The sequence below is a fragment of the Marivirga tractuosa DSM 4126 genome, from assembly GCF_000183425.1.
GTDB lineage: Bacteria > Bacteroidota > Bacteroidia > Cytophagales > Cyclobacteriaceae > Marivirga > Marivirga tractuosa.
On sequence record NC_014759.1, the window covers coordinates 55288 to 75496 of the forward strand.

Annotated in this window: 15 protein-coding genes and 1 other RNA gene; 7 read left to right on the forward strand and 9 right to left on the reverse strand. The window is 33.9% G+C overall.

The genetic code is table 11. The features are described 5' to 3' along the window. Positions 1-14: 14 nt before the first annotated feature. Positions 15-1973 carry a tetratricopeptide repeat-containing sensor histidine kinase gene (locus FTRAC_RS00245; protein WP_185094422.1) on the reverse strand — a complete coding sequence of 653 codons (1959 nt, stop codon included), beginning with the start codon at positions 1971-1973 and terminating at the stop codon, positions 15-17. Positions 1974-2301: 328 nt separating this feature from the next. Here FTRAC_RS00245 and FTRAC_RS20060 point away from each other — a divergent pair, with 328 nt between their 5' ends. Beyond that, on the forward strand, positions 2302-2433 hold the full coding sequence (locus FTRAC_RS20060; RefSeq protein ID WP_262492798.1) for a putative periplasmic lipoprotein: 132 nt from the start codon (positions 2302-2304) through the stop codon (positions 2431-2433). Positions 2434-2441: 8 nt separating this feature from the next. On the opposite strand, the gene FTRAC_RS00250 is transcribed toward FTRAC_RS20060, so the two are convergent. The 7 genes from FTRAC_RS00250 to FTRAC_RS00275 form a co-directional block, all read right to left on the reverse strand. After that, positions 2442-3596, reverse strand: coding sequence for a sigma-54-dependent transcriptional regulator (locus FTRAC_RS00250; RefSeq protein ID WP_013452218.1), 1155 nt, complete (start codon positions 3594-3596; stop codon positions 2442-2444). A 32-nt stretch (positions 3597-3628) separates the two neighbouring features. Continuing rightward, an RNA gene (gene rnpB, locus FTRAC_RS19545) (RNase P RNA component class A) lies at positions 3629-4041 on the reverse strand. A 103-nt stretch (positions 4042-4144) separates the two neighbouring features. Continuing rightward, positions 4145-4543, reverse strand: a complete 399-nt coding sequence (locus tag FTRAC_RS00255; RefSeq protein ID WP_013452219.1) for a hypothetical protein — start codon at positions 4541-4543, stop codon at positions 4145-4147. Between the two features lie 109 nt (positions 4544-4652). Then, positions 4653-5642 carry a Smr/MutS family protein gene (locus tag FTRAC_RS00260; RefSeq protein WP_013452220.1) on the reverse strand — a complete coding sequence of 330 codons (990 nt, stop codon included), beginning with the start codon at positions 5640-5642 and terminating at the stop codon, positions 4653-4655. A 12-nt stretch (positions 5643-5654) separates the two neighbouring features. Continuing rightward, positions 5655-6533: a DUF2279 domain-containing protein gene (locus FTRAC_RS00265; protein ID WP_013452221.1), complete on the reverse strand. Its 879-nt coding sequence runs from the start codon at positions 6531-6533 to the stop codon at positions 5655-5657. A gap of 26 nt (positions 6534-6559) precedes the next feature. Beyond that, a complete protein-coding gene (locus FTRAC_RS00270; protein WP_013452222.1) occupies positions 6560-7861 on the reverse strand; it encodes a cryptochrome/photolyase family protein in 1302 nt (433 codons plus the stop codon). 53 nt (positions 7862-7914) lie between these two features. Beyond that, positions 7915-12543: a translocation/assembly module TamB domain-containing protein gene (locus tag FTRAC_RS00275; protein ID WP_013452223.1), complete on the reverse strand. Its 4629-nt coding sequence runs from the start codon at positions 12541-12543 to the stop codon at positions 7915-7917. A 5-nt stretch (positions 12544-12548) separates the two neighbouring features. Between FTRAC_RS00275 and tsaD the strand changes: the two genes are divergently transcribed. From tsaD to FTRAC_RS00300, 5 genes are read left to right on the forward strand one after another with little or no spacing between them, the layout of a single operon-like run. Continuing rightward, positions 12549-13571, forward strand: a complete 1023-nt coding sequence (gene tsaD, locus FTRAC_RS00280) for a tRNA (adenosine(37)-N6)-threonylcarbamoyltransferase complex transferase subunit TsaD (protein WP_013452224.1) — start codon at positions 12549-12551, stop codon at positions 13569-13571. Then, positions 13568-13963 carry a thioesterase family protein gene (locus tag FTRAC_RS00285; protein ID WP_013452225.1) on the forward strand — a complete coding sequence of 132 codons (396 nt, stop codon included), beginning with the start codon at positions 13568-13570 and terminating at the stop codon, positions 13961-13963. Before tsaD ends, FTRAC_RS00285 begins: the two co-directional genes overlap by 4 nt. 29 nt (positions 13964-13992) lie before the next feature. Next, on the forward strand, positions 13993-14457 hold the full coding sequence (smpB, locus tag FTRAC_RS00290) for an SsrA-binding protein (protein WP_013452226.1): 465 nt from the start codon (positions 13993-13995) through the stop codon (positions 14455-14457). Positions 14458-14460: 3 nt separating this feature from the next. Beyond that, complete coding sequence (locus tag FTRAC_RS00295; protein WP_013452227.1) at positions 14461-15252, forward strand: C40 family peptidase; 792 nt, start codon at positions 14461-14463, stop codon at positions 15250-15252. 43 nt (positions 15253-15295) lie between these two features. After that, positions 15296-15817 carry an HNH endonuclease gene (locus tag FTRAC_RS00300; RefSeq protein ID WP_013452228.1) on the forward strand — a complete coding sequence of 174 codons (522 nt, stop codon included), beginning with the start codon at positions 15296-15298 and terminating at the stop codon, positions 15815-15817. A gap of 67 nt (positions 15818-15884) precedes the next feature. Here the strand turns inward: FTRAC_RS00300 and FTRAC_RS00305 are convergent, their stop codons facing one another. Beyond that, positions 15885-18047, reverse strand: a complete 2163-nt coding sequence (locus FTRAC_RS00305; RefSeq protein WP_013452229.1) for a glutamine synthetase III family protein — start codon at positions 18045-18047, stop codon at positions 15885-15887. 311 nt (positions 18048-18358) lie between these two features. Between FTRAC_RS00305 and FTRAC_RS00310 the strand changes: the two genes are divergently transcribed. After that, on the forward strand, positions 18359-20194 hold the full coding sequence (locus FTRAC_RS00310) for an LTA synthase family protein (RefSeq protein ID WP_013452230.1): 1836 nt from the start codon (positions 18359-18361) through the stop codon (positions 20192-20194). The last annotated feature ends 15 nt before the right edge of the window (positions 20195-20209 follow it).

Here is a 20209-nt window from a genome sequence, read left to right on the forward strand (position 1 = left end):
AGTGCAGCATAGACTTATTTAGGAATGGAAAAGGAGAAAATCGTACCTTTTCCTTCTTCACTTTTTACCCAAATTTCACCCCCATTTTTTTCAACAAATTCTTTACAAAGAATTAAGCCCAAACCGGTTCCTTTTTCCTTGGCTGTTCCCTGAGTGGAATGTTTAGTATCAATTCTGAAGATTTTATTGGCAACTTCTTTTGGCATCCCCACTCCGTTATCTGCAATTTTCACCACATATCTATTCTTTTCTTCTACAACACCCATCTTGATTTGCCCATCTTCTTCAGTGAATTTTATGGCATTGGACAATAAATTTCTTATTACGGTGGTGATGGAATTCGGGTGAGCTTTTGCCACAACAGCTTTTGTGTTTTTAACCTCAATACTGATTTTTTTATTTTCAGCCTGTTTTTCTAACAGCTTTTTATTTTCATCAAGCATTTCAGTAAGATCAAATTCTTCAGCTTTGAATTCAATATTTCCAGTTTGAGATCGAGACCATTGCAATAAATTTTCTAACAATGCGAATAGGTTTTTTAAAGATTTATCCAAGTCTTTTGCTAGCATTTGAATTTCTTCTGTGCTCAAACTGCTAGTATGATTCATTAATAAACCAGAAAAAGATGTCAGTGAATTTAAAGGACCTTTTAAATCGTGTCCAATAATAGAAAAGAATTTATCTTTTGTAGCGTTTAAGTCTTCTAATTCATCATTTTGGGCCTTTACTTTAAGGTTGGCTGCTTTAAGTTTTGAATTATTTTTTCTTTGTAAAATAAAAAGTGTGAGGATTAATATCAGAATAATAGCAATAAGTACTACCATGATAATCAAGAAGTTTTTAAATCTTTTTTCTTCTTCTAGTTCAAACTCTTTTTGAATTCTGTTTAATTCTAATTGATCTATAAGGCTTTGTTTTTGATTAATAGAATACCTGCTCTGCATTTTCAGTATACTCCTATCATTTTTTTCCTTTTGAAGGAAATCCTCTAATGCTTTAAATAATTCACTATATTCTAATGCGCTTTTAAAATTGCCCAGTGCCTTATAAGTTTTGCTTAATAAAGCGTAAGTTTCTTGAACCAACTCTTGGTTTTGAGAACTCTGAGCTAATGGGTTTGCTATTCTTAAATTAGCTAAAGCTCGTTCTGGATTATCTTCTTTTAAATAATATCGCCCAACAGAATTATATAATGAAGCCAACTGAGCCTCAGCATTCTTGATGTTTTTTAAGATGTCTAGTGCTACTGTGTAATTATCATAGGCTTTTTTAGATTTGTTCTGCATCAAATATATATTACCAATTGCATTCAAACATTCAGCTTCTGAAAGCGTTGATTTAATTCTCCTATAGGTTTCTAAAGCACTTTTGTAATGGTTCAATGCTTTCTCATATACATTTTCGTTTGTATAAATATCGGCTAAATCTGTATGAGCCTCAGCTTCTATTTGAGGTATTCTTTCAGTTTGGGCATATTTTAGGATGTTTTGATGCTGTTCTATGGATTTACCTGTTTCTCCTGTTGCGTAATAAGTATAGCCCAAATTCTGATTAATATAAAGTCTAAGAGGAGGGAGGTTAAAATTTCGAAGGAGATTAGATGCTTTTTCTAGGAATTCTTTACCATAGTAATAGTCTTCAACTTGTTCAAAAAGTTGATAAAAGCCAATATATGTGAAAATTAAAGCTATCTCGTTTTCAGCTTTCTCATCAATGTCTAATGCCCGGATGAGCAAAGACATAGCCTTTTCCAAATTGTTGGTTTTATGAATGTGAATAAAAGCAAGCTCTTTAGAAACTTTGCTTTCGATATCTGTTCTGTCAATATCCTTAGCTGATTGTAGTTCCTCTTGCTTGTTTTCCAGTAATTCTTCGGCATTAGCATTGGAAATGCGTTCTTCCAAAGATTTAAACCAATTCCACTCTGAAGCTACTTCACTGGATTGAGCTTCTAGATTACAGATTGAAATCAAAAAAAACGTAACTAAAAATATCGTTTTTCTAAGCATTATGAATTGACATTAAATATCAAATTAAGTAAAAAATTACTGATAGTATGTATTCCCCTAAGTGTTTTTTAGCTCAAAAACTATATTTTTTTAGATGGGTCAAAGGTGCTGAATAAAAATTGGAATATAGCTTAATTATAGTTCAATAAGCGATTTTGATTGATTTCCGGTAGACGAATCTATTTGTTCTAGCTAAAAATGTGTTTGAAAAATGTAATTAATTTAATAATAGATTTTAAATTTTAGATTAATGGGCTTATATTTGAATGTAAGATTTTTAAACGCTTTCGATATGAAAAGACTTCTATTAGTAATTTTATCAGCATTATTCATCGGAGCTTGTGCTCAAAAAACATGTCCTACATATTCTTTTAATGACTTGGATACTGAACAAGAAACTAGCTTAGAAGAACAAGCAGTTTAATCATCTCGCTATTCAATATATTTTTTTACATCCTGAGCGGTAATTGTATCTGCTCCTAATATTATCAGTCGCTCCACCACATTTCTAAGTTCACGAATATTACCACTCCAATTGTATTCTTTTAATTGAGTTAAAGCATCTTTATCAATTGATTTCTTTTTGGACCCATGTTCTTCTGCAATGTCGCTGAGGAATTTCTCAACTAATTCAGGAATGTCATCCTTTCTATCCTTCAATGGTGGAACATTTATTCTAATAACACTTAATCGGTGGAATAAATCTTCTCTAAATTCACCATTTTCAATAGCATCTTTGAGATTTTTATTGGTAGCCGCAATGATTCTTACATCTACTTTAATATCCTTGTCTCCACCGACTCTGTTGATTTTATTTTCCTGGAGAGCTCTTAATACCTTTGCCTGAGCAGATAAAGGCATATCCCCAATTTCGTCCAAAAACAAGGTTCCTCCTGTGGCTTGTTCAAATTTCCCTATTCTTTGCTTTACGGCAGAAGTAAACGACCCTTTCTCATGACCAAATAACTCACTTTCTATCAATTCTGAAGGAATTGCTGCACAGTTGACTTCTACCATTGCTGATTTAGCTCTATCGCTTTGTTCATGGATTTGTCTTGCTACCAGTTCTTTACCAGTACCATTTTCACCTATGATCAATACTCTTGCATCAGTGGAAGCCACTTTTGCTATTGTCTCTTTTACCTCTTCTAATTCTTTAGAAGAGCCAATCATTTCATACTTTTTGGAAACCTTTTTTCTAAGTGTTTTAGTTTCGGCCATTAGACTGGATTTATCCAAGGCATTTCTCACTGACACCAATAATCTATTTAAATCTGGTGGCTTGGAAATGAAGTCGAAGGCGCCTTTTTTAGTAGCTTCCACGGCATTGTCTATTGTGCCATGTGCTGAAATCATAATAAATGGAATTTCAATACCTTTTTCATAAACAGCATTGAGGAGTTCCATGCCGTCCATTTTTGGCATTTTGATATCGCAAAGCACAAGGTCATAATGCTCATTTTCGATTTTCTTTAAGCCATCAGCGCCATTTGCTACTTCTTCTACTTGATATTTTTCATATTCTAGTATTTCCTTTAAAGTTTGGCGAATGCTGGCTTCATCATCTATCAGTAATATTTTGGACATATTCTTGAAATTTGGATACTTTAAAATAAATAAAAAAATGCAAGCCTATAAGCCGAGTTCTGTTTCCGTCAAAAGACGGACTCTTATCATTTATCTAACGCAGTCTACCCCTTTTTACTACCCCGAATACTCGGGATTTTCGGACGAGCAGCCCTTATTCCTCAGCTATAAATAGCCAAGAAAGCAAAAATGTATGTGACCTTACAACCCGAAAGGTTTACCGTGCACTCGAATATTACTATACGAGACGGTGGGCTCTTACCCCACCTTTTCACTATGACCATAACGATTTAGACAAGCCAAATGTCATGGCTACCTATTTTCTGTGGCACTATCTGTTCCTGATTTTAACATCAAGACCCTTGGTTTCTCAAGGTACGGTGCTCTATGTTGCTCGGACTTTCCTCCCTCCGATAAATCGGAGAGCGATAAGACAGCTTGCAATTTTTTTTAATACATTATAATTGACAAAAATAAGACCAAAAAATCGATTTGGAAGAGTAAGTAAAGAAATTAGTTGAAATTAAGGTGTAGAAAGATGGGCAAGTTTAGTGTACGTCCTGCCCAGTTAATTTATGTTCCCAAGCATCAGCAACAGTAGCCACTTCCTCAATGATATCTTTTAATACAGCTTCTGTAGCACTTTCTTCTAGAATAGCTGCTTCCACTCTAATAAAGTCATCGACCAAAACAAAGCGTGCTGAACAAAATGTAGCATTTGCTCTGATAAGGTTTTCTAGATTAATTCCTGTATTGAATTCACAAACTTTGGAAGTAAATTCTATGCTGGGTTTATTGGTGATATCACTCTTCTTTAAAGTGCCCAACACAGCTTGATATCTATTTCCGCCTAAAGGATAAATAACTACCGATTTATTGGTGTCATACTCTTGGAATTGCCCACCTACTTCGTTGGCGTATGATTCCATAAATTCATTAAAATTCATAAGGCTGTTATTATAAAGTTTTCTTAGTCATTCTTAAATGATTCCTCAATCAATAAGGTTCATTTAATAACAAATTTAGTAAATTATTGTATAAAATTTAGAAATAATTTTATTTAATCTTTATTAAAGTTGCGCCATAACCAAACTTTTCTTTGTGAGTATCTTTAAAAAACTGGATATTATGATGTTGTGATAGTAGTTTATGAATGTTGTTTCTCAAAACTCCGTTGCCGACTCCATGAATAAAGATAATTTCATCTAAACCAGCCATAACAGCTTCATTGAGTTTTTCCTCGAATTTTGACAGTTGAATTCTTAAAATGTCCTCTTTAGGTAGGTTCTCATAATAAGGGTCAATAGTTTCTATATGTAAATCTATTTCTGGGATTTGAGCATTATTTTTTACTGTTGCTCTAAAATTCTCAATATCTTCCCGTCCCTTAAATAGACTGTCTTTTAATTTATCAATATCAATCTTTTCTGGCTCTACTGTTTCTTTTGAAGATTGATTTAAAGGAATTAAATAGCCTTTTTTATTTAGAAATGGAATTTCAGTTTTATCTTTTTGGAAATGTTTGGCTTTTATTTTAACGGTGATTTTTTCAGGTCTTATTGGAATAGACCATTTGCTGTTTTCTGTTAAGATGGTAAAGGAAAGCGGAGCCCAAGTATTGAGATGATCCATATTTCTTTCCGTGATTTTACTGGATTTTTCAGCAAATATTTTTTCCGATAAAATTGTTTTCTCTTCATTATTGCCACTTACTTCATTGGCTAATATTAGAATATCTTCTTTGGAAGGATTCAGGAAATATATACTGTTAAGATGATCATTTAAAGGTATGATAGCTAAATGAAAGCCTTTCAATTGATTGGGTTTTTCGTAAACTGTTTTTTGTTTAGTTGGCTTTTGACTTTCGTATTTAGGAGTATCAAATGCTGTGCTTTCATCAGAAGAAACCACAACCAATTCAGATTCCAATACAGGGATAGCAAATCCGTCTTCTATTTCAACTTCTACCAAAGATTTGTCTAGCATCTTCACTACTATGCCTTCTTCAGTGCCTTTCATTAATCTTACTCTATCGCCTATTTGCATGATTGTTCTAATTTAAAAATATAAGGGATGCAAAACTACGTCTTTTCCATTCCATTCTACAGCTGGGAACGGAATTTTCACCTTATTGATTACCTTCAATATAATTTTTAACCATTGCTGTTCAACTTTTATTTTTTCAAAGTTTAAATCCATGCTCAATAACCATTGTCTATTGGAATAATATCCATTTTCCAAATTATCAAATGGGTTTCCGTAAACCATTTGATTTCCACTGTAACCAATTGAAAATTGTAACCAATTGGGGAATTTATTCTCTTTACTGAAAATATTAAAATCAGTACTTAGCCAATACGTCTGGCCATTATAATCCTTAATTAGCTGTTCAATGTAGTTTTTGCCAAGGGTATTAGGCCTTAAATGGGCATACCGGCTTTGTGAAAATGAAAATTTGGGATTGATGTAATTTTGATCAAAAAGAAATTGTTGATAGGGGAGGAAGGCACCAATAATATTTGCTAAAGCATCTCCCCAAGAAGCTCCATAACTTGTAGAAAAGCCATCAAATATCTCTATAGGAAGCATCATGGCAGTAGAGCTTATACTACTGTAGAGCATGGCTTTTTTAGGCCTCATTCCTGCATTCTTTAATAATAGGTAGTTAATATTGGTAAGATGATAAGCAGTATAAAGATGGCCAACTTTATCCATCTGTAACCATTGATTATTGTCATTGAAGAATTGAAAGGATTGTGATTCATTGTCTTTATACCACAAAAATCCTAAGCCAGTCATTCCGGCAGCATATAGTGTGCTTTCTGCAAGAATAATATTTCTCAATTTCTTTCCATCAATGCTGTCTTTTTGTATTTGAGCAGATAACGGATTTTGGAATAAGAGTAAAATTGAAAAGGCAATAAACAATATCCTCATAATTCAAAATTAGGGATATTTCGCTATTATGCATTGTCCAAAGCAGATTTGTAGGTGTCCAATGCTCTTTGTCTTGCTTTTTTATGGTCAACCATTGGTTCAGGATAATCTGATGTGTTAATTTCAGGTATCCACTTTTTAATGTAAGCTTTATTTTTATCAAATTTATCCGTTTGGCTGTAAGGATTGAAAATTCTAAAATATGGTTGAGCATCGGTGCCTGTGCCAGCGGCCCATTGCCAGCCGCCATTGTTGGAAGCGAGTTCATAGTCCAATAATTTTTCAGCAAAGTAGGCTTCTCCCCACCTCCAGTCGATTAATAAATGCTTGGTCAAAAAACTTGCAACAATCATGCGGACTCTATTGTGCATATAGCCTGTTTCATTTAATTCTCGCATACCAGCATCTACTATAGGATAACCCGTTTTTCCTGCACACCATTTTTGGAAATCTTCTTTACTATTTCGCCAAGGAATAGCATCGTATTTTGCTTTAAAAGCATTCTTCACTACATGAGGAAAATTAGCTAGGATCATACTGTAAAAATCTCTCCAGATCAATTCATTGAGCCAAGTATCATTTAATTTTTGTGCATGAGCCACGGCTTCACGAATACTAATAGTGCCAAATCTCAAATGAATTCCTAACCTGCTAGTACCATTTTTTGCAGGGAAGTCACGTTCTTGATCATATTTTTGTATAGTGCTTTCTTCATATTCTTTCTTGGGAATAGGAACATCGGATTCCCTAAAACCAATTTCGTCTAAGGTTGGTATTTCTGGTTCAAATTGAAAGAAATTCTCTGCAGTTAAATGAATTTCATAAGGATGAATATGACCTGATTCTAATTTTTCTAACCATTTGTTTTTGAATGGTGTGAAGACTTTATAGGGTTCGTTTCCGCCCGTCAGGATTTCATCTTTTTCAAAAATCACATGATCTTTGAAATCATAAAAACCAATCCCTTTTTGTTGCAGAATATTGTCAATTTTTTGATCTCGTTCTAAAGCGTAAGGTTCATAATCTCTGTTGGTAAATACAGCTTGAATATTATATTCCTTTATTAAAGATTTATAGACTTCTTCTGGTTTTCCGTGTTTTATTAATACGCCAGAGCCTATTTTTTTAAGCTGATCATTAATTTCAGTAAGCTGATCATGGATGAAATTAACTCTGGCGTCTGACTTATCTTTAAGATCATCTAATATCTCTGAATCAAAAATAAATAGGGGAAGTACGGGGATGTTTTCTTGTATTGCATAGTATAAAGCAGTATTGTCATATAGTCTTAAATCTCTTCTGAACCAGAATATTGAAATTTTTTCCACTGTGAAAATGTTTGTTTAAGTCAATAACCAATCAGATTATTATAAGTTTTCTATTATTCTGAATTTTCATCCTCTTCTCTCAAAACCGCATCTGAATTGATATTTTGGGGCTCTTCTTCTTTTTCTTCTTTCTTTTTCTCAGAATTCTTCTTCTTTTCTTCTTTATTATTTTCAAAAATCTCTCGCAATTGATCGAAGCTAGTTACATGTACTAAACTGACTCCTGTACTAGTAGAGGCAGTATTATTGATTCGATCCAAAGCATTGAAATTAGTTCTATTATAGATTTTAGCCCTAAGCTTTCCATCAGGGGTTAGCAAATATTCAACAGACCAATCTCCCAGAATACCTAAAATTTCTTGGTTTACATTATCGGTTTCTCCTTGAGTAAATCCTCCATCTCTTGTTATTCTTAGTCTTCCACCCAGAAAGCTATAAGATAGCCTTAACTGGAAGGTATTGAATTGATCTTCATCAAATGAGCCTAAATCAACATCGATTTCAAGGTTTTCATCAATTTGTGTTACCCAATAGCTTAATTGGTTAGATAAAAACTCGCTCACGGAATTACCTACTGATCCACTCACAGCAAATGATGAACGTGGAGAGAGTCTTCGTAGAATTATTAAACTGAATACTTGTCGCTTTAATTCTTGCTCATCAGCTTCGAGTTCTGCCTCAAAGGCGGTTACGCTAGTCCTTAAGGGAAAACTTGTACCCGCTTCAGTGTAGATCTGATCTGGGTAGTTGATAAAATTAATATCAAAATCTACCTCTGGTTGTAATAAATCTCCTTTCAAATCCAAAAGAACTTTAGCTGGATACCTTCTTTTCAGTTCTGGAGAATTAGCAAGGGTTGAGTCTTGCTCCAAATTAATAATTGGTAATAAGGATACATTTTGTTCATAAACCGCTTGAATATCGAGATTAGCTTTATATGGATCTCCATCCCAAGTGATCTGGCTACCAGGCTGAATGCTAAATTCTTTATTGATGATGTTATAGAGAGTAAAATTGTAGCCTCCTTCAGTTAGTGTATAATCTCCTATCATAGAAAAAGCCCCATTGGTGTCAATATTCATACTGAGTTTGCCATTTCCCCTGCCCCGGATAATATCGCCTGATTTAATATCAAAGATGATTTCGGCATAAGCATCCGGAGTAAGTTCCAAATCAAAATTCATAGTTACCCCTCTAATGTCTACTTCTTCAATTCTATTGATTTTTTTGGTATTGTTATTTGCGGTATCCTTCACATTGATGAAATGAATATATTCTTCTCGCTCAATTGAGGAGCTGCTTTCTACCGGAATGAAAATTCTAGTTCCGCTTTCTGATTTTGCTTGGGCATCTATCGTTAGATTTCCCACACTTCCTGAAAAAGATACATTTCCAGTTACAAATGCAGTACCATAATACAATTCATTATCTTTTGCTGAAGTATTGAGTACCTTTAATTCATTCATGTTCCCTAATAAATCTAACCTTAGATCAGTAAATCCATCATGTAATAAATCACCATTTAGAAAACCCTTGTTCCCTTGATCATCAGTGAGTTGAATGTTTTCGAAAGTAACCTTCTCCTGATTGAAATTTATATTGCCTATATAATCATAATAGGTGTTCAAGTAATTAACTCTTATTCCGCCATTGGTAATTTTTCCTGTCCCATTGACAACCGGCCTATTTAAATTGCCGGTAATGCTAAATTCGCCATCAACTTCACCTTTCATATCCGAAAAAATAGTGTTTATAAATGGCTCAACTATCACTAAGTTTGTTTTCCTCAGTTTTGCATTTAAGTTTAGGGGGTTTACCGATAGGGAAGGAGCAAAAGTGCCTTCCAGTCTTATAATGTCTTTATCTTGGCGCTGGACTGTGTAGTCCATCAATAATTTTTGTTCGTTGGGTTGCCAATTAGAAAAGCCATTAATGTTACCAATCAAAAATTCATCTAAGTAAAAATTCAGCAAACTCAATTCAGTGGACAGCAAAAACTGATTTTGGAAATTTTGTATATCTATAAATCCATTTGCTATACCTTTGAAATCATGTTCTTCTACTAGCTCATCAATATTTTCAACATTGAAACTGTCTATTTCAATCAGTAGAGATTTTGTAGAATCCTTGGAAAGTTCACCATTTGCTACGATGCGTTCATCATTTGAAGAAATCCCAAAGTTCTTAAAGATGTAATTGTTGCCAGTAATTTTCAGGTAATTGTTTTTTACAAAGTTCCAGCTTTTTGAAAAGACTTGTATATCGGACTTTTCTATTGATAGGCTTAAACTGTCTTGCAAAAACATTAGATTTCCGCTGATATTGAGTTGGTTTTTACTTTGAAATTGATCCAAATAAGTACTGAAATTGATTTCTCTACCAGTCCAGTATAGTTCCATGCTCAGATTTTCACTATTGATATTGCTATTTAATTGTTGTCTTTCAGAATTTATAAAGCCTATTCCCAATACATCCTGACTCAAATGGTATTTACTGAAATTTAAATCTATAGTGTTTTTGGAGAATATATAATTCTCGTATTTCACTGTGTCAAAAGTTGATTCAATGAAAATAGTACTGTTTTCACCGTTTTGAAATTGCCCTTTAATTTCAGCACCATTTTGTACTGAAAGTTGAGGTATAAAAAGTTGAATTAAAGGGTTGATTTTCTTAATTCGAAAATCAAAATTCACAGCATACTCTTCCAAATTTACATCTGGATCAATTGTATTATAATAATTTTCAATATCATCCTTATTATTTTCAATATTAAGTCGGTATTCCTTTACTGTTCTAAAAAGATCTTTTTGAAGTTGAGTAAACTGATATTCACCGTCAATCTTGGCTCTAAAAAGGTCAGAATTGATTTTCAATTTTCTGAAACCATCATTTTTGGAAGTATTGACTGTTAGCGAATCTAACTGAAGAGAATTGTCCTTATAAACTGCATAGATTTTTTGCAATGAAGTGTTACCTTCAATACTATCTAAGGTTATTCCTCTACCATTAAGATTTCCCTTTGCTGTCAAAATGAAATCATCTTTGGTGATATTGAGGTCTTTAAAGTTAATGGTGTCTAAATCTGCCGTTACATTTATCAAGTTCTTATTTTTTCTTAAATCAATAGATCCATCCATCTGAAATTTTAGAAGGGGATCATTTATTTTAAGCTTACCATTAAAAAATTCTGATGCCAATTCAGCATTGGTGATAATATTTTGATATTCATACCCATTTATTCCTATTAAATTGATAGTGGCATTCAAATTCAACTTGGCAGTTTCTAATGTGAAACCACTGCCTTGAATATTTCCCGTCATCTGTACTTTTTGAAAAATAGAATCAGCATCAAGAAATTTACCTAAATCAAAATTATAAGTAGAAAGGCTTCCTTTGTAGGTTGAATTTCTCGAATCCTTTGCGATTTTTAGATTCAAATCTGATTCCACTCGGCCTAAAGGAGAAGTGAAAACACCATCTGCAACAAAGTCAGTTGGGAATCCTATGAAACTTCCTCTAAAATTGGTAATCCCAAAATTTTGAATTCTTTGAAAGGAGATACTGTCGTTTACATATTGTTGAAGATCAGCTGGTGTTAAAGATGAATTAGTTAGCTTTAAATCAATAAATGACTCTGAAAAATTAGGTAGTCCGTCAATTCTCACATTTCCTTGTAAAAAACTTGATTCACCAAATTTCATGTTCAAATCTTTTGCTGAAAACCTTTTTATTTTCCCATTGAATTTTCCAGAGAGATTGATCTTATCGTCATATTTTTTAACATAAGGGGCAAAAAGTGCTAAATCCTCCGTATGGATCACAGAATTTTTGAAATTCGCATTAATATTGACCGAATCAATTATATAAGAGAGGTCATTCATGCTGTTATAATTGAATACAATCGAATCAGCGATGATGCTATTATTAACTTCCAAATTGAGTTTAGTCAAAGAAAGTCTGCTCTGAGAAATTTCGAAATTTGAATTCAAATGGTGAATAGTTAGATTCGTCACAGAATCTATTGCTGATAACTGATTTATCTGAATTTGAATAGTATCTGACTTGCTAAAGAAATTGCTCAGATCAGCATTTAGCTCATGTAAAACAAATTGATTATAATTAAAGCCATCCTTAATACTATCGGTATCTAAATTGATAACTCCTAAATTAATGTTGGAGAGTGAGGCCTCACGGATTAATAAGTTTTTAACCGCCTTATTAGAGCTGTCGTTTGTCGGTGCAGATAAATTTCTGATGGCTTCTACAAGGTAATCTATGTTGAAATAGTCATCTCCTTTCTCCCTTATGAGCATTATCCTGCCATCTTGCAATCTTAAATTGTCAAAAAGTATGCTTTCATCATTGATGAGCTGCTTAATATCATAATCAATCCAAATCTTTTTAAGATCAATAAATCTGCTCTTATCTTTATTTTTTACATAAAGTCCAGACAATGTGATTTGATCAAACCATTCAATATTGATTTTTTCGATGCTGATATCAAAGCCTAATTTTTCACTCAGATAATTGCTACCATATTGGGCTACTTTGGTTTGGACTGCAGAGGATTGCATTGCCAGGACGATAACACTTAATGAAAAAAATAGAATAAGGAATACCCATAATATTGCTTTTGCAATACCTTTTTTAATACCTTGCGTTATATTTTGCTCTTCTTTCAAATTTTATGGATATCAATATTTTAGCCATCGAATCTTCCTGTGATGAAACTTCTGCGGCAGTTGTACAAAACGGGAAAGTACTTAATAATATTATCGCTACTCAGTCGGTTCACGAAAAATATGGAGGCGTAGTTCCCGAACTGGCTTCCCGTGCGCACCAACAACATATTGTACCTGTTGTAGAACAAGCACTTTCCGGTGCAAATATAAGCAAGAAGGATTTAAAAGCAGTGGCTTTTACCCAAGGTCCTGGTTTATTGGGTGCATTATTGGTGGGGAGTAGTTTTGCTAAGTCGTTGTCATCAGCTCTGAAAATACCCTTAATTGGAGTAAATCATATGCAAGCCCATATTTTGGCACATTTTATAGAAGATCCTAAGCCAAACTTTCCTTTTCTGTGCCTAACAGTAAGTGGGGGACATACCCAAATTGTGAAAGTCAATGATTACTTGGATATGGAAATTTTAGGTGAAACCAAAGATGATGCTGTAGGCGAAGCGTTTGATAAAATAGCCAAAATTATAGGTTTGCCTTACCCAGGTGGACCGATGATAGACAAACAAGCTAAAAATGGAAATCATCAAGCATTCCAATTTCCTGAGACGGAAATGCCAGGATTCAATTACTCATTCAGTGGAATTAAAACTGCGGTTTTATATTTTCTTCAAAATAATAGTCAAAAAAATGCCAATTTTGTAGCGGATAATCTGGATGATATTTGTGCTAGCGTTCAGCATCGCTTAATCATGACTTTACTGCAGAAATTAAAAAAAGCATCTAAACATACAGGAATAAAAGAAGTAGCCATAGCAGGCGGAGTGTCTGCAAATTCTTATTTAAGAAAAATGTTAGCTGAAACAGGAGAAGAGTTAAATTGGAACACTTACATCCCAAAGTTTGAGTATTGCACAGATAATGCTGGTATGATAGCCATGACAGCTCATTTCAAATATCAAAAGCAAGAATTTTTAGGAATGGATGCTGCACCAATACCAAGAATGAAATTTTCAATTGATACCATCAAATGAAAGAAATTTTTATAAAAGGAGATAAGAAATCCCATACTTTTCAAGTAAAAGCACAAGATGTGGCACATTTTGAACAAGAAGCCGTACATGACGTATGTGCTACTTTTACTTTAGCCAGAGAAATAGAATGGACAACACGTTTATTCGTTAGAGAAATGCTAGAAGATGGAGAAGAGGGGATAGGAACACATTTAAATATTGAACATTTATCTCCTGCTTTAATTGGCAATGATGTTGAAATTGAAGCAGAATTTAGTGGTATTAAAGACAGGGAAATAGTGTGTAAATATGTAGTAAAAGTTGGAGAAAGGCTTGTAGCTACAGGTTCTACAGGTCAGAAAATCCTTCAAAAAAATAAATTAGCCCAACTTTTTGATAGTTTATCAAAATAAAGTATTAATTTTTGTTAGAATTGTGAAATATGAGTGATAAAAAAGAGTTTAGTACTTCGGTAACCGTAAAAAATAAGAAAGCTCGATTTGAGTATGAATGGCTGGATACTTATCTAACTGGTATAGTTTTGCAAGGGACTGAAATAAAAGCTATTAGATTACATAAAGTCAGTCTACAAGAAGCCTATTGCTATATTCACAGAGGAGAGGTATTTGTCAAAGGAATGCACATTGGGCATTATGAATTAGGTACTCATTACAATCATGAAGAAAAGCGTGAACGTAAATTGCTCCTAAAGAAGCAAGAAATAGAAAAAATAAGAAAACGGATGGAAGAAAAAGGCTTAACCCTTATTCCAACTAAACTTTTTATTAACAATAGAGGATTAGCTAAGTTGGAAATAGCCTTGGCAAAAGGTAAAAAAATGCATGATAAGCGAGACAGTATTAAAGAAAAAGATATGAAGCGTGAACTGTCCAAAATGAAATTTTAGTCTATGATTTCAATTGGGGAAAAAGGTATTTGTAGATTAAGTATTGTTCCAGTGCGAGCAGAAGCATCCGATGCTTCTGAAATGGTTACACAGTTATTATTTGGGGATCATTATGCCGTTACGGAATTTTCAAGTGATTCTAAATGGATTAAGATTAAAATTTACTTTGATAGCTATGAAGGTTGGATAGATGCAAAGCAATATCATTTCATAACAGATGAGTATTTTGAGCAAATCAATAATTCAGATTATAAGATATGTACAGATTTAACGGCAAGTATTTTATATCATAAAAATTTATTGCCCGTTACAATGGGTGCCATTATTCCAATCTCAACCAATGAGATATTTGCTATTGAAGAGCATTTGGGTTTTAATGGCGAAGCAAAATCTTTAAGTGCGAGACGAGATTTCGATTTCTTAAAAAGCATATCCAAAAAATATATGAATGCGCCCTATTTATGGGGTGGAAAATCTCCTTTTGGCATTGATTGTTCCGGTTTTACACAAATTGTTTTTAAAATCTGCGGTTACAGTTTAAAGCGAGATGCTTCTCAGCAAGTACAGCAAGGGAAGGGTGTAGATGGTTTGGAAAATGCGCTGCCTGGCGATTTAGCTTTCTTTAGAAATGAGCATAAAAAAGTAACGCATGTGGGCATTTTACTTGAGAATCAGGAGATTATTCACGCTTCTGGCAAAGTAAAAATTGATTTTTTAGATGAAAATGGTATCTTCAATGCTGAACAAAAAGGATACACACATTATTTGACAGATATTAAAAGAGTATTAGCATGAGAAATTAGGCCGATTTTTCATGCTTGATTAAAAATTTGAAAGCATGAAGATTGGTTCCACCCGCGCATTAGTATTAAATCAGGATTATACTCCTGTTACGGTTTGTAGTATTCCTAAAGCTTTTCTATTGTTATTTTTGCAAAAAGCGGAGCTAATTGAAAAAGATGAAGCTCGTAAACTACGATCAGTTGATCGCTCTTTTCCTTTTCCATCTGTCATCAGATTAACTAATTATGTAACTATGCCTTATAAAGGTGTGATGCTAACTCGTCAAAATGTTTTTAAACGAGATGGACATGAATGCCAATATTGTGGTACTTCTAAAGATTTGACTTTAGATCATTTGATTCCACGTTCAAAAGGAGGTAAGTCTAAATGGACTAACTTGGTTACTGCCTGTAAGCGATGTAATGCAAGAAAAGGAAATAACACACCAGAAGAAAGCGATTTAAAACTCAAACGGCCTCCATTCAAACCTAATTATGTGATGTTTATTCGTGATTTTTCCGGACAAATAGACGAAAAATGGATGCCTTTTTTGAAAACGAAACAAATGAGTGCATAAAAAAACCGCTCTGTTGTTACAGAACGGCTTTTCAATTTAGTGAATAGTTGGTTATGGTTATCTATTACTATCTCAAAAATAGCAATTCTCTGTATTTCGGCAATGGCCAAAGTTCATCATCTACATACAGCTCAAGTTTATCAGCAGCATATCTGATTTTGTCAAAATAAGTCTCTTTTACTTCATCACAATATTTTGCTGCCCTTAAAGTAGTATCGTCAATTTGGTTGAGCTCTTTACGCTTTTCAATCATTTCATGCACCATGCTTCTTAAATCTTTGGTATATCCTGAGATTAATTCAATATTTTTCAAGATTTCAGAATTATCCAATTTCAAAGCACTTAAATTCTTGGCATTCTGCGCTAAAGTGTTTTGATATTTTACCGCAGTAGGAATGATTTGATTTAATGCAATATCTCCCATCAAACGTGACTCAATTTGGATTTTCATTATATAATTCTCCAAATAGATTTCATTACGAGCCTCCAATTCCTCAGGAGTCATCACATTGTGCTTAGCAAAAAGCTTTTTGGATTTTTCTGATACAAATGATTCTAAAGCTCTTGGGGTATTTTTCACATTCGGCAAGCCTCTTTTCTCGGCTTCTTTTTCCCAATCTGCTGAATATCCATCTCCCTCGAATCTTACTTTCTTAGAGTCTTTAATATATTTTCTTAATATGTTGACAATAGCAATTTTCTTGTCGGTTCCTTTTTGCATTTCAGCTTTCACTTCCTTGTGGAACTCATTTAATTGTTCGGCCATAATCAAATTCAAAATTGACATTGGCTGTGCCACATTTTGATCTGAACCTACTGCCCGAAACTCAAATTTATTACCCGTAAATGCAAAAGGAGAGGTTCTGTTTCTATCGGTATTGTCCAAAATGATTTGAGGAATTTTATCTATGCCCAGTTTCATGTACATATTATCCCCTTTATCTATCTTGATATTACCTTTTTCCTCTAATTCATCTAGTACGGCTGTTAACTGCGAACCAATAAAAACTGACATAACAGCAGGAGGTGCTTCATTTGCCCCCAATCTATGGTCATTACTAGCGGAAGCAATAGAAGCTCTTAATAAATCACCATTTTCTGCAACAGCTTTAATGGTGTTTACCAAGAAAACTAAAAATAAAAGATTTTCTCTTGCACTGTTGCTTGGCTGGAATAAGTTAACTCCAGTATTGGTAATCAATGACCAGTTATTGTGTTTTCCACTTCCGTTTAATCCTGCAAATGGTTTCTCGTGGAAAAGTACTTCCAAATCATGTCTGGCGGCTACTCTTCTCATTACATCCATCATCAAACTGTTGTGGTCAGTGGCCACGTTGATGTCTTCAAATAATGGAGCTGCCTCGAATTGGCTTGGAGCCACTTCATTATGTCGAGTTGAAATCGGAATGCCCAGTTTTAAACATTCAATTTCAAAATCTTTCATATAATTATAAATCCTGCTTGGGATAGATCCAAAATAATGATCATCCAATTGTTGGCCCCTAGCTGGATTATGACCAAATAAAGTTCTTCCAGACATTAATAAATCAGGTCTTGCATTAAAGAGCGCTTTATCCACCACAAAGTATTCTTGTTCGCAACCCAAGGAAGCATTTACTCTGTTTACATTTCTGTCAAATAATTGCACTACTTTGGTTGCTGCTTGATCAACAGCTTCTACTGCTTTAAGCAATGGAGCTTTATGATCTAAAGCCTCTCCTGTATAAGCTACAAAAATAGTAGGAATACAAAGCGTTCTTCCAAAAATGAACATAGGGGAAGAAGGATCCCAAGCTGTATAACCTCTAGCTTCAAAAGTAGTTCTCAATCCTCCATTAGGGAATGAAGATGCATCAGGTTCTTGTTGAACCAACATGGAGCCAGCGAAAACTTCAATACCTTTTTGAGCATTGAAAAATGAATCGTGCTTTTCTGCAGTTGAACCTGTTAATGGTTGGAACCAGTGTGTGTAATGGGTCACGCCTTTAGTGATTGCCCAAGCCTTTACTGCAGAAGCAATTTGGTCTGCAGTTTCCATATCTATTTTTTTGCCTTTGTCTATGGCACTACTTACTTTTTTGAAAACATCAGGAGCCAAAGTTGCTTTCATTTGGTCCAATGTAAATACATCCTGTGCAAAATAATCTGAAATTTTGTTGGATGGTGCCTCGATTCTATCCGTAGTTCTTTTTGAAACGATATCGAGTGCGTTGAATCTTAAATGAGCCATTATTATGTTTTTTGGTTTAAATTTCGATTCAAATTTAATGATTTTTTGGAACTTGGCTTAATTTAGGTTAAAATTATATCTGACTTTTTTGATTTATATTGTTTTTTGTCTGAAAAGAGGTTTTTTTGAAGCGTTATTTTAAAAAATTGTTTCTTTTTGAAATTATAAGCAGCTTTATCATCTTTGTAAACTTATTCTATATAAACCCTGCATGCTAATCGAAATGAAGGTAAGAAGGCATAGAATGTTGATGAACTTGGCTGTTAAACCTTGACCATTCCTTGTAGTAAATTAAAAGTAGTTATACATATATGAAACAAAGACTCTTATTTTTAGCTCTCTATGGGTTAGCTTGGTTGTTACTTTTTACTTTTTTTCGCGTTGTTTTTTATGCTTACCAATTCGCATTATTGGAAAATATAGCCATTTCAGGAATATTGCGTTCATTCTATTATGGTCTTCCTCTTGATTTATCATTTTCAGCTTATATTTTGGTAATTCCTGCACTTCTCATTGCGTTCACCACCATTTTTTCAGCGCATATTATCAGACCGATATTGAAATTATATTCTGCCTTAGTTGTAATATTTGTGGTACTAGTACAGACAGTAGATTTAGAATTATTCAGAACATGGGGCTTCAGAATCGATAATACCCCATTACAATACATCGATACACCTGGCGAAATGTGGGCGTCTTCTGCTTCTTCACCAATTCTCCTTCTTGTTTTAATATTTATTTTCACCATGGTAGCCATCAATTATGGTCTAGGTAAATTGATAGATCGTTCATTTAGGTCTTTCCCTGAAATGAAAATATATTACTTCCCTGTTTTTATTGTGTTAATGGCTTCATTGATAATACCTATTCGTGGTGGATTTCAGTTGGCACCCATCAATCAGAGTATTGCTTATTTTTCTACAGATGATATTCTGAATCAAGCCGCTTTGAATGCTCCTTGGGTTTTCTTTCACAGTGTAATGGCATCTGATGGAAAACCTGTTAATCCTTATGTTTCAATGGATTGGGAAAAAGCTGACTCCTTAGTTTCACCACTTTATAAAAAGCAGGCATTACCACCGCAAATTCTCAATAAAGACAGTTTGAATGTGGTGCTTATTGTCTGGGAAAGTTTCACGTCAAATGTGGTAGCGTCTTTAAATGGCGAAAAAGGTGTTACGCCTAAATTTGAGGAACTAATGAAAGAAGGTATTTTGATTGAAGGTATGTTTGCAACTGCCTCACGTAGCGACAAGGGCTTAGTAGCCTTATTAAGTGGTTACCCTTCTCAGGGAAATGAGTCCATCATGAAAATTCCTAACAAAACGAAAAAACTACCAGCATTAGCACATGACTTCAAGAATGCAGGTTATAAAACCAGTTTTTATTATGGTGGTGAATTGGAGTTTGCCAATATGAAATCTTACCTTATGAATAGTGGGTTTGAAAATATTTATGGTAAAGAAATTTTTGATGAGAAGGATATGAATTCCAAATGGGGCGCTCATGATGGTGTGGTTTTTAACAAACTCCTGGAGGATATGAAAACTGCAGAAACTCCTTTTTTTAAAAATATATTTACCTTAAGTAGTCATGAACCATTTGAAGTACCGGTAAAATCTGTTTTTGAAGGTAAAGATGAGCGAAGTTTATTTTTGAACAGTATGCATTATACCGATGAAGTACTCTATGATTTTTTACAGCAAGCTAAGCAACTTCCCTCGTACAAAAATACGCTCTTTGTTATAGTTGCTGATCATGGGCACCGACTTCCTGAAAATGTGCAGACAGAAAACCCTGAAAAATATGAAATTCCTGTATTATGGTATGGCGAGCCTTTGCAGTTTAAAGATTCTGTAATCCGGAGAGTTTGTCAGCAAACTGATTTGGCTTATACTTTATTGAATGAACTTAAATTGGATGCCTCAGCCTATAAATGGAGTAATAATATTTTCGATGCGGATACACACCAGTTTGGCTTAGCGACAGCTAAAAATGGATTTGTTTGGATTGATACATTGGGCGCTGTTTCTTATGATTATTTGGCTCATAGTACGATTTATAATGCACACCCTAAAGCTGACAGTGTGCTGGAATTAGGGAGAGCACATTTACAACTGACATTTCAGGATTACTTAAATAAATAGTGTCTTTGCAGCTCG

What these genes read in the sequence shown, in the direction of transcription:
- FTRAC_RS20060 (WP_262492798.1), top strand. Translation starts at nt 2,302, where the DNA reads ATGAAAAGACTTCTATTAGTAATTTTATCAGCATTATTCATCGGAGCT.
- FTRAC_RS00250 (WP_013452218.1), bottom strand. Translation starts at nt 3,596, where the DNA reads ATGTCCAAAATATTACTGATAGATGATGAAGCCAGCATTCGCCAAACT.
- FTRAC_RS00255 (WP_013452219.1), bottom strand. Translation starts at nt 4,543, where the DNA reads ATGAATTTTAATGAATTTATGGAATCATACGCCAACGAAGTAGGTGGG.
- FTRAC_RS00260 (WP_013452220.1), bottom strand. Translation starts at nt 5,642, where the DNA reads ATGCAAATAGGCGATAGAGTAAGATTAATGAAAGGCACTGAAGAAGGC.
- FTRAC_RS00265 (WP_013452221.1), bottom strand. Translation starts at nt 6,533, where the DNA reads ATGAGGATATTGTTTATTGCCTTTTCAATTTTACTCTTATTCCAAAAT.
- tsaD (WP_013452224.1), top strand. Translation starts at nt 12,549, where the DNA reads ATGGATATCAATATTTTAGCCATCGAATCTTCCTGTGATGAAACTTCT.
- FTRAC_RS00285 (WP_013452225.1), top strand. Translation starts at nt 13,568, where the DNA reads ATGAAAGAAATTTTTATAAAAGGAGATAAGAAATCCCATACTTTTCAA.
- smpB (WP_013452226.1), top strand. Translation starts at nt 13,993, where the DNA reads ATGAGTGATAAAAAAGAGTTTAGTACTTCGGTAACCGTAAAAAATAAG.
- FTRAC_RS00295 (WP_013452227.1), top strand. Translation starts at nt 14,461, where the DNA reads ATGATTTCAATTGGGGAAAAAGGTATTTGTAGATTAAGTATTGTTCCA.
- FTRAC_RS00300 (WP_013452228.1), top strand. Translation starts at nt 15,296, where the DNA reads ATGAAGATTGGTTCCACCCGCGCATTAGTATTAAATCAGGATTATACT.
- FTRAC_RS00305 (WP_013452229.1), bottom strand. Translation starts at nt 18,047, where the DNA reads ATGGCTCATTTAAGATTCAACGCACTCGATATCGTTTCAAAAAGAACT.
- FTRAC_RS00310 (WP_013452230.1), top strand. Translation starts at nt 18,359, where the DNA reads ATGAAACAAAGACTCTTATTTTTAGCTCTCTATGGGTTAGCTTGGTTG.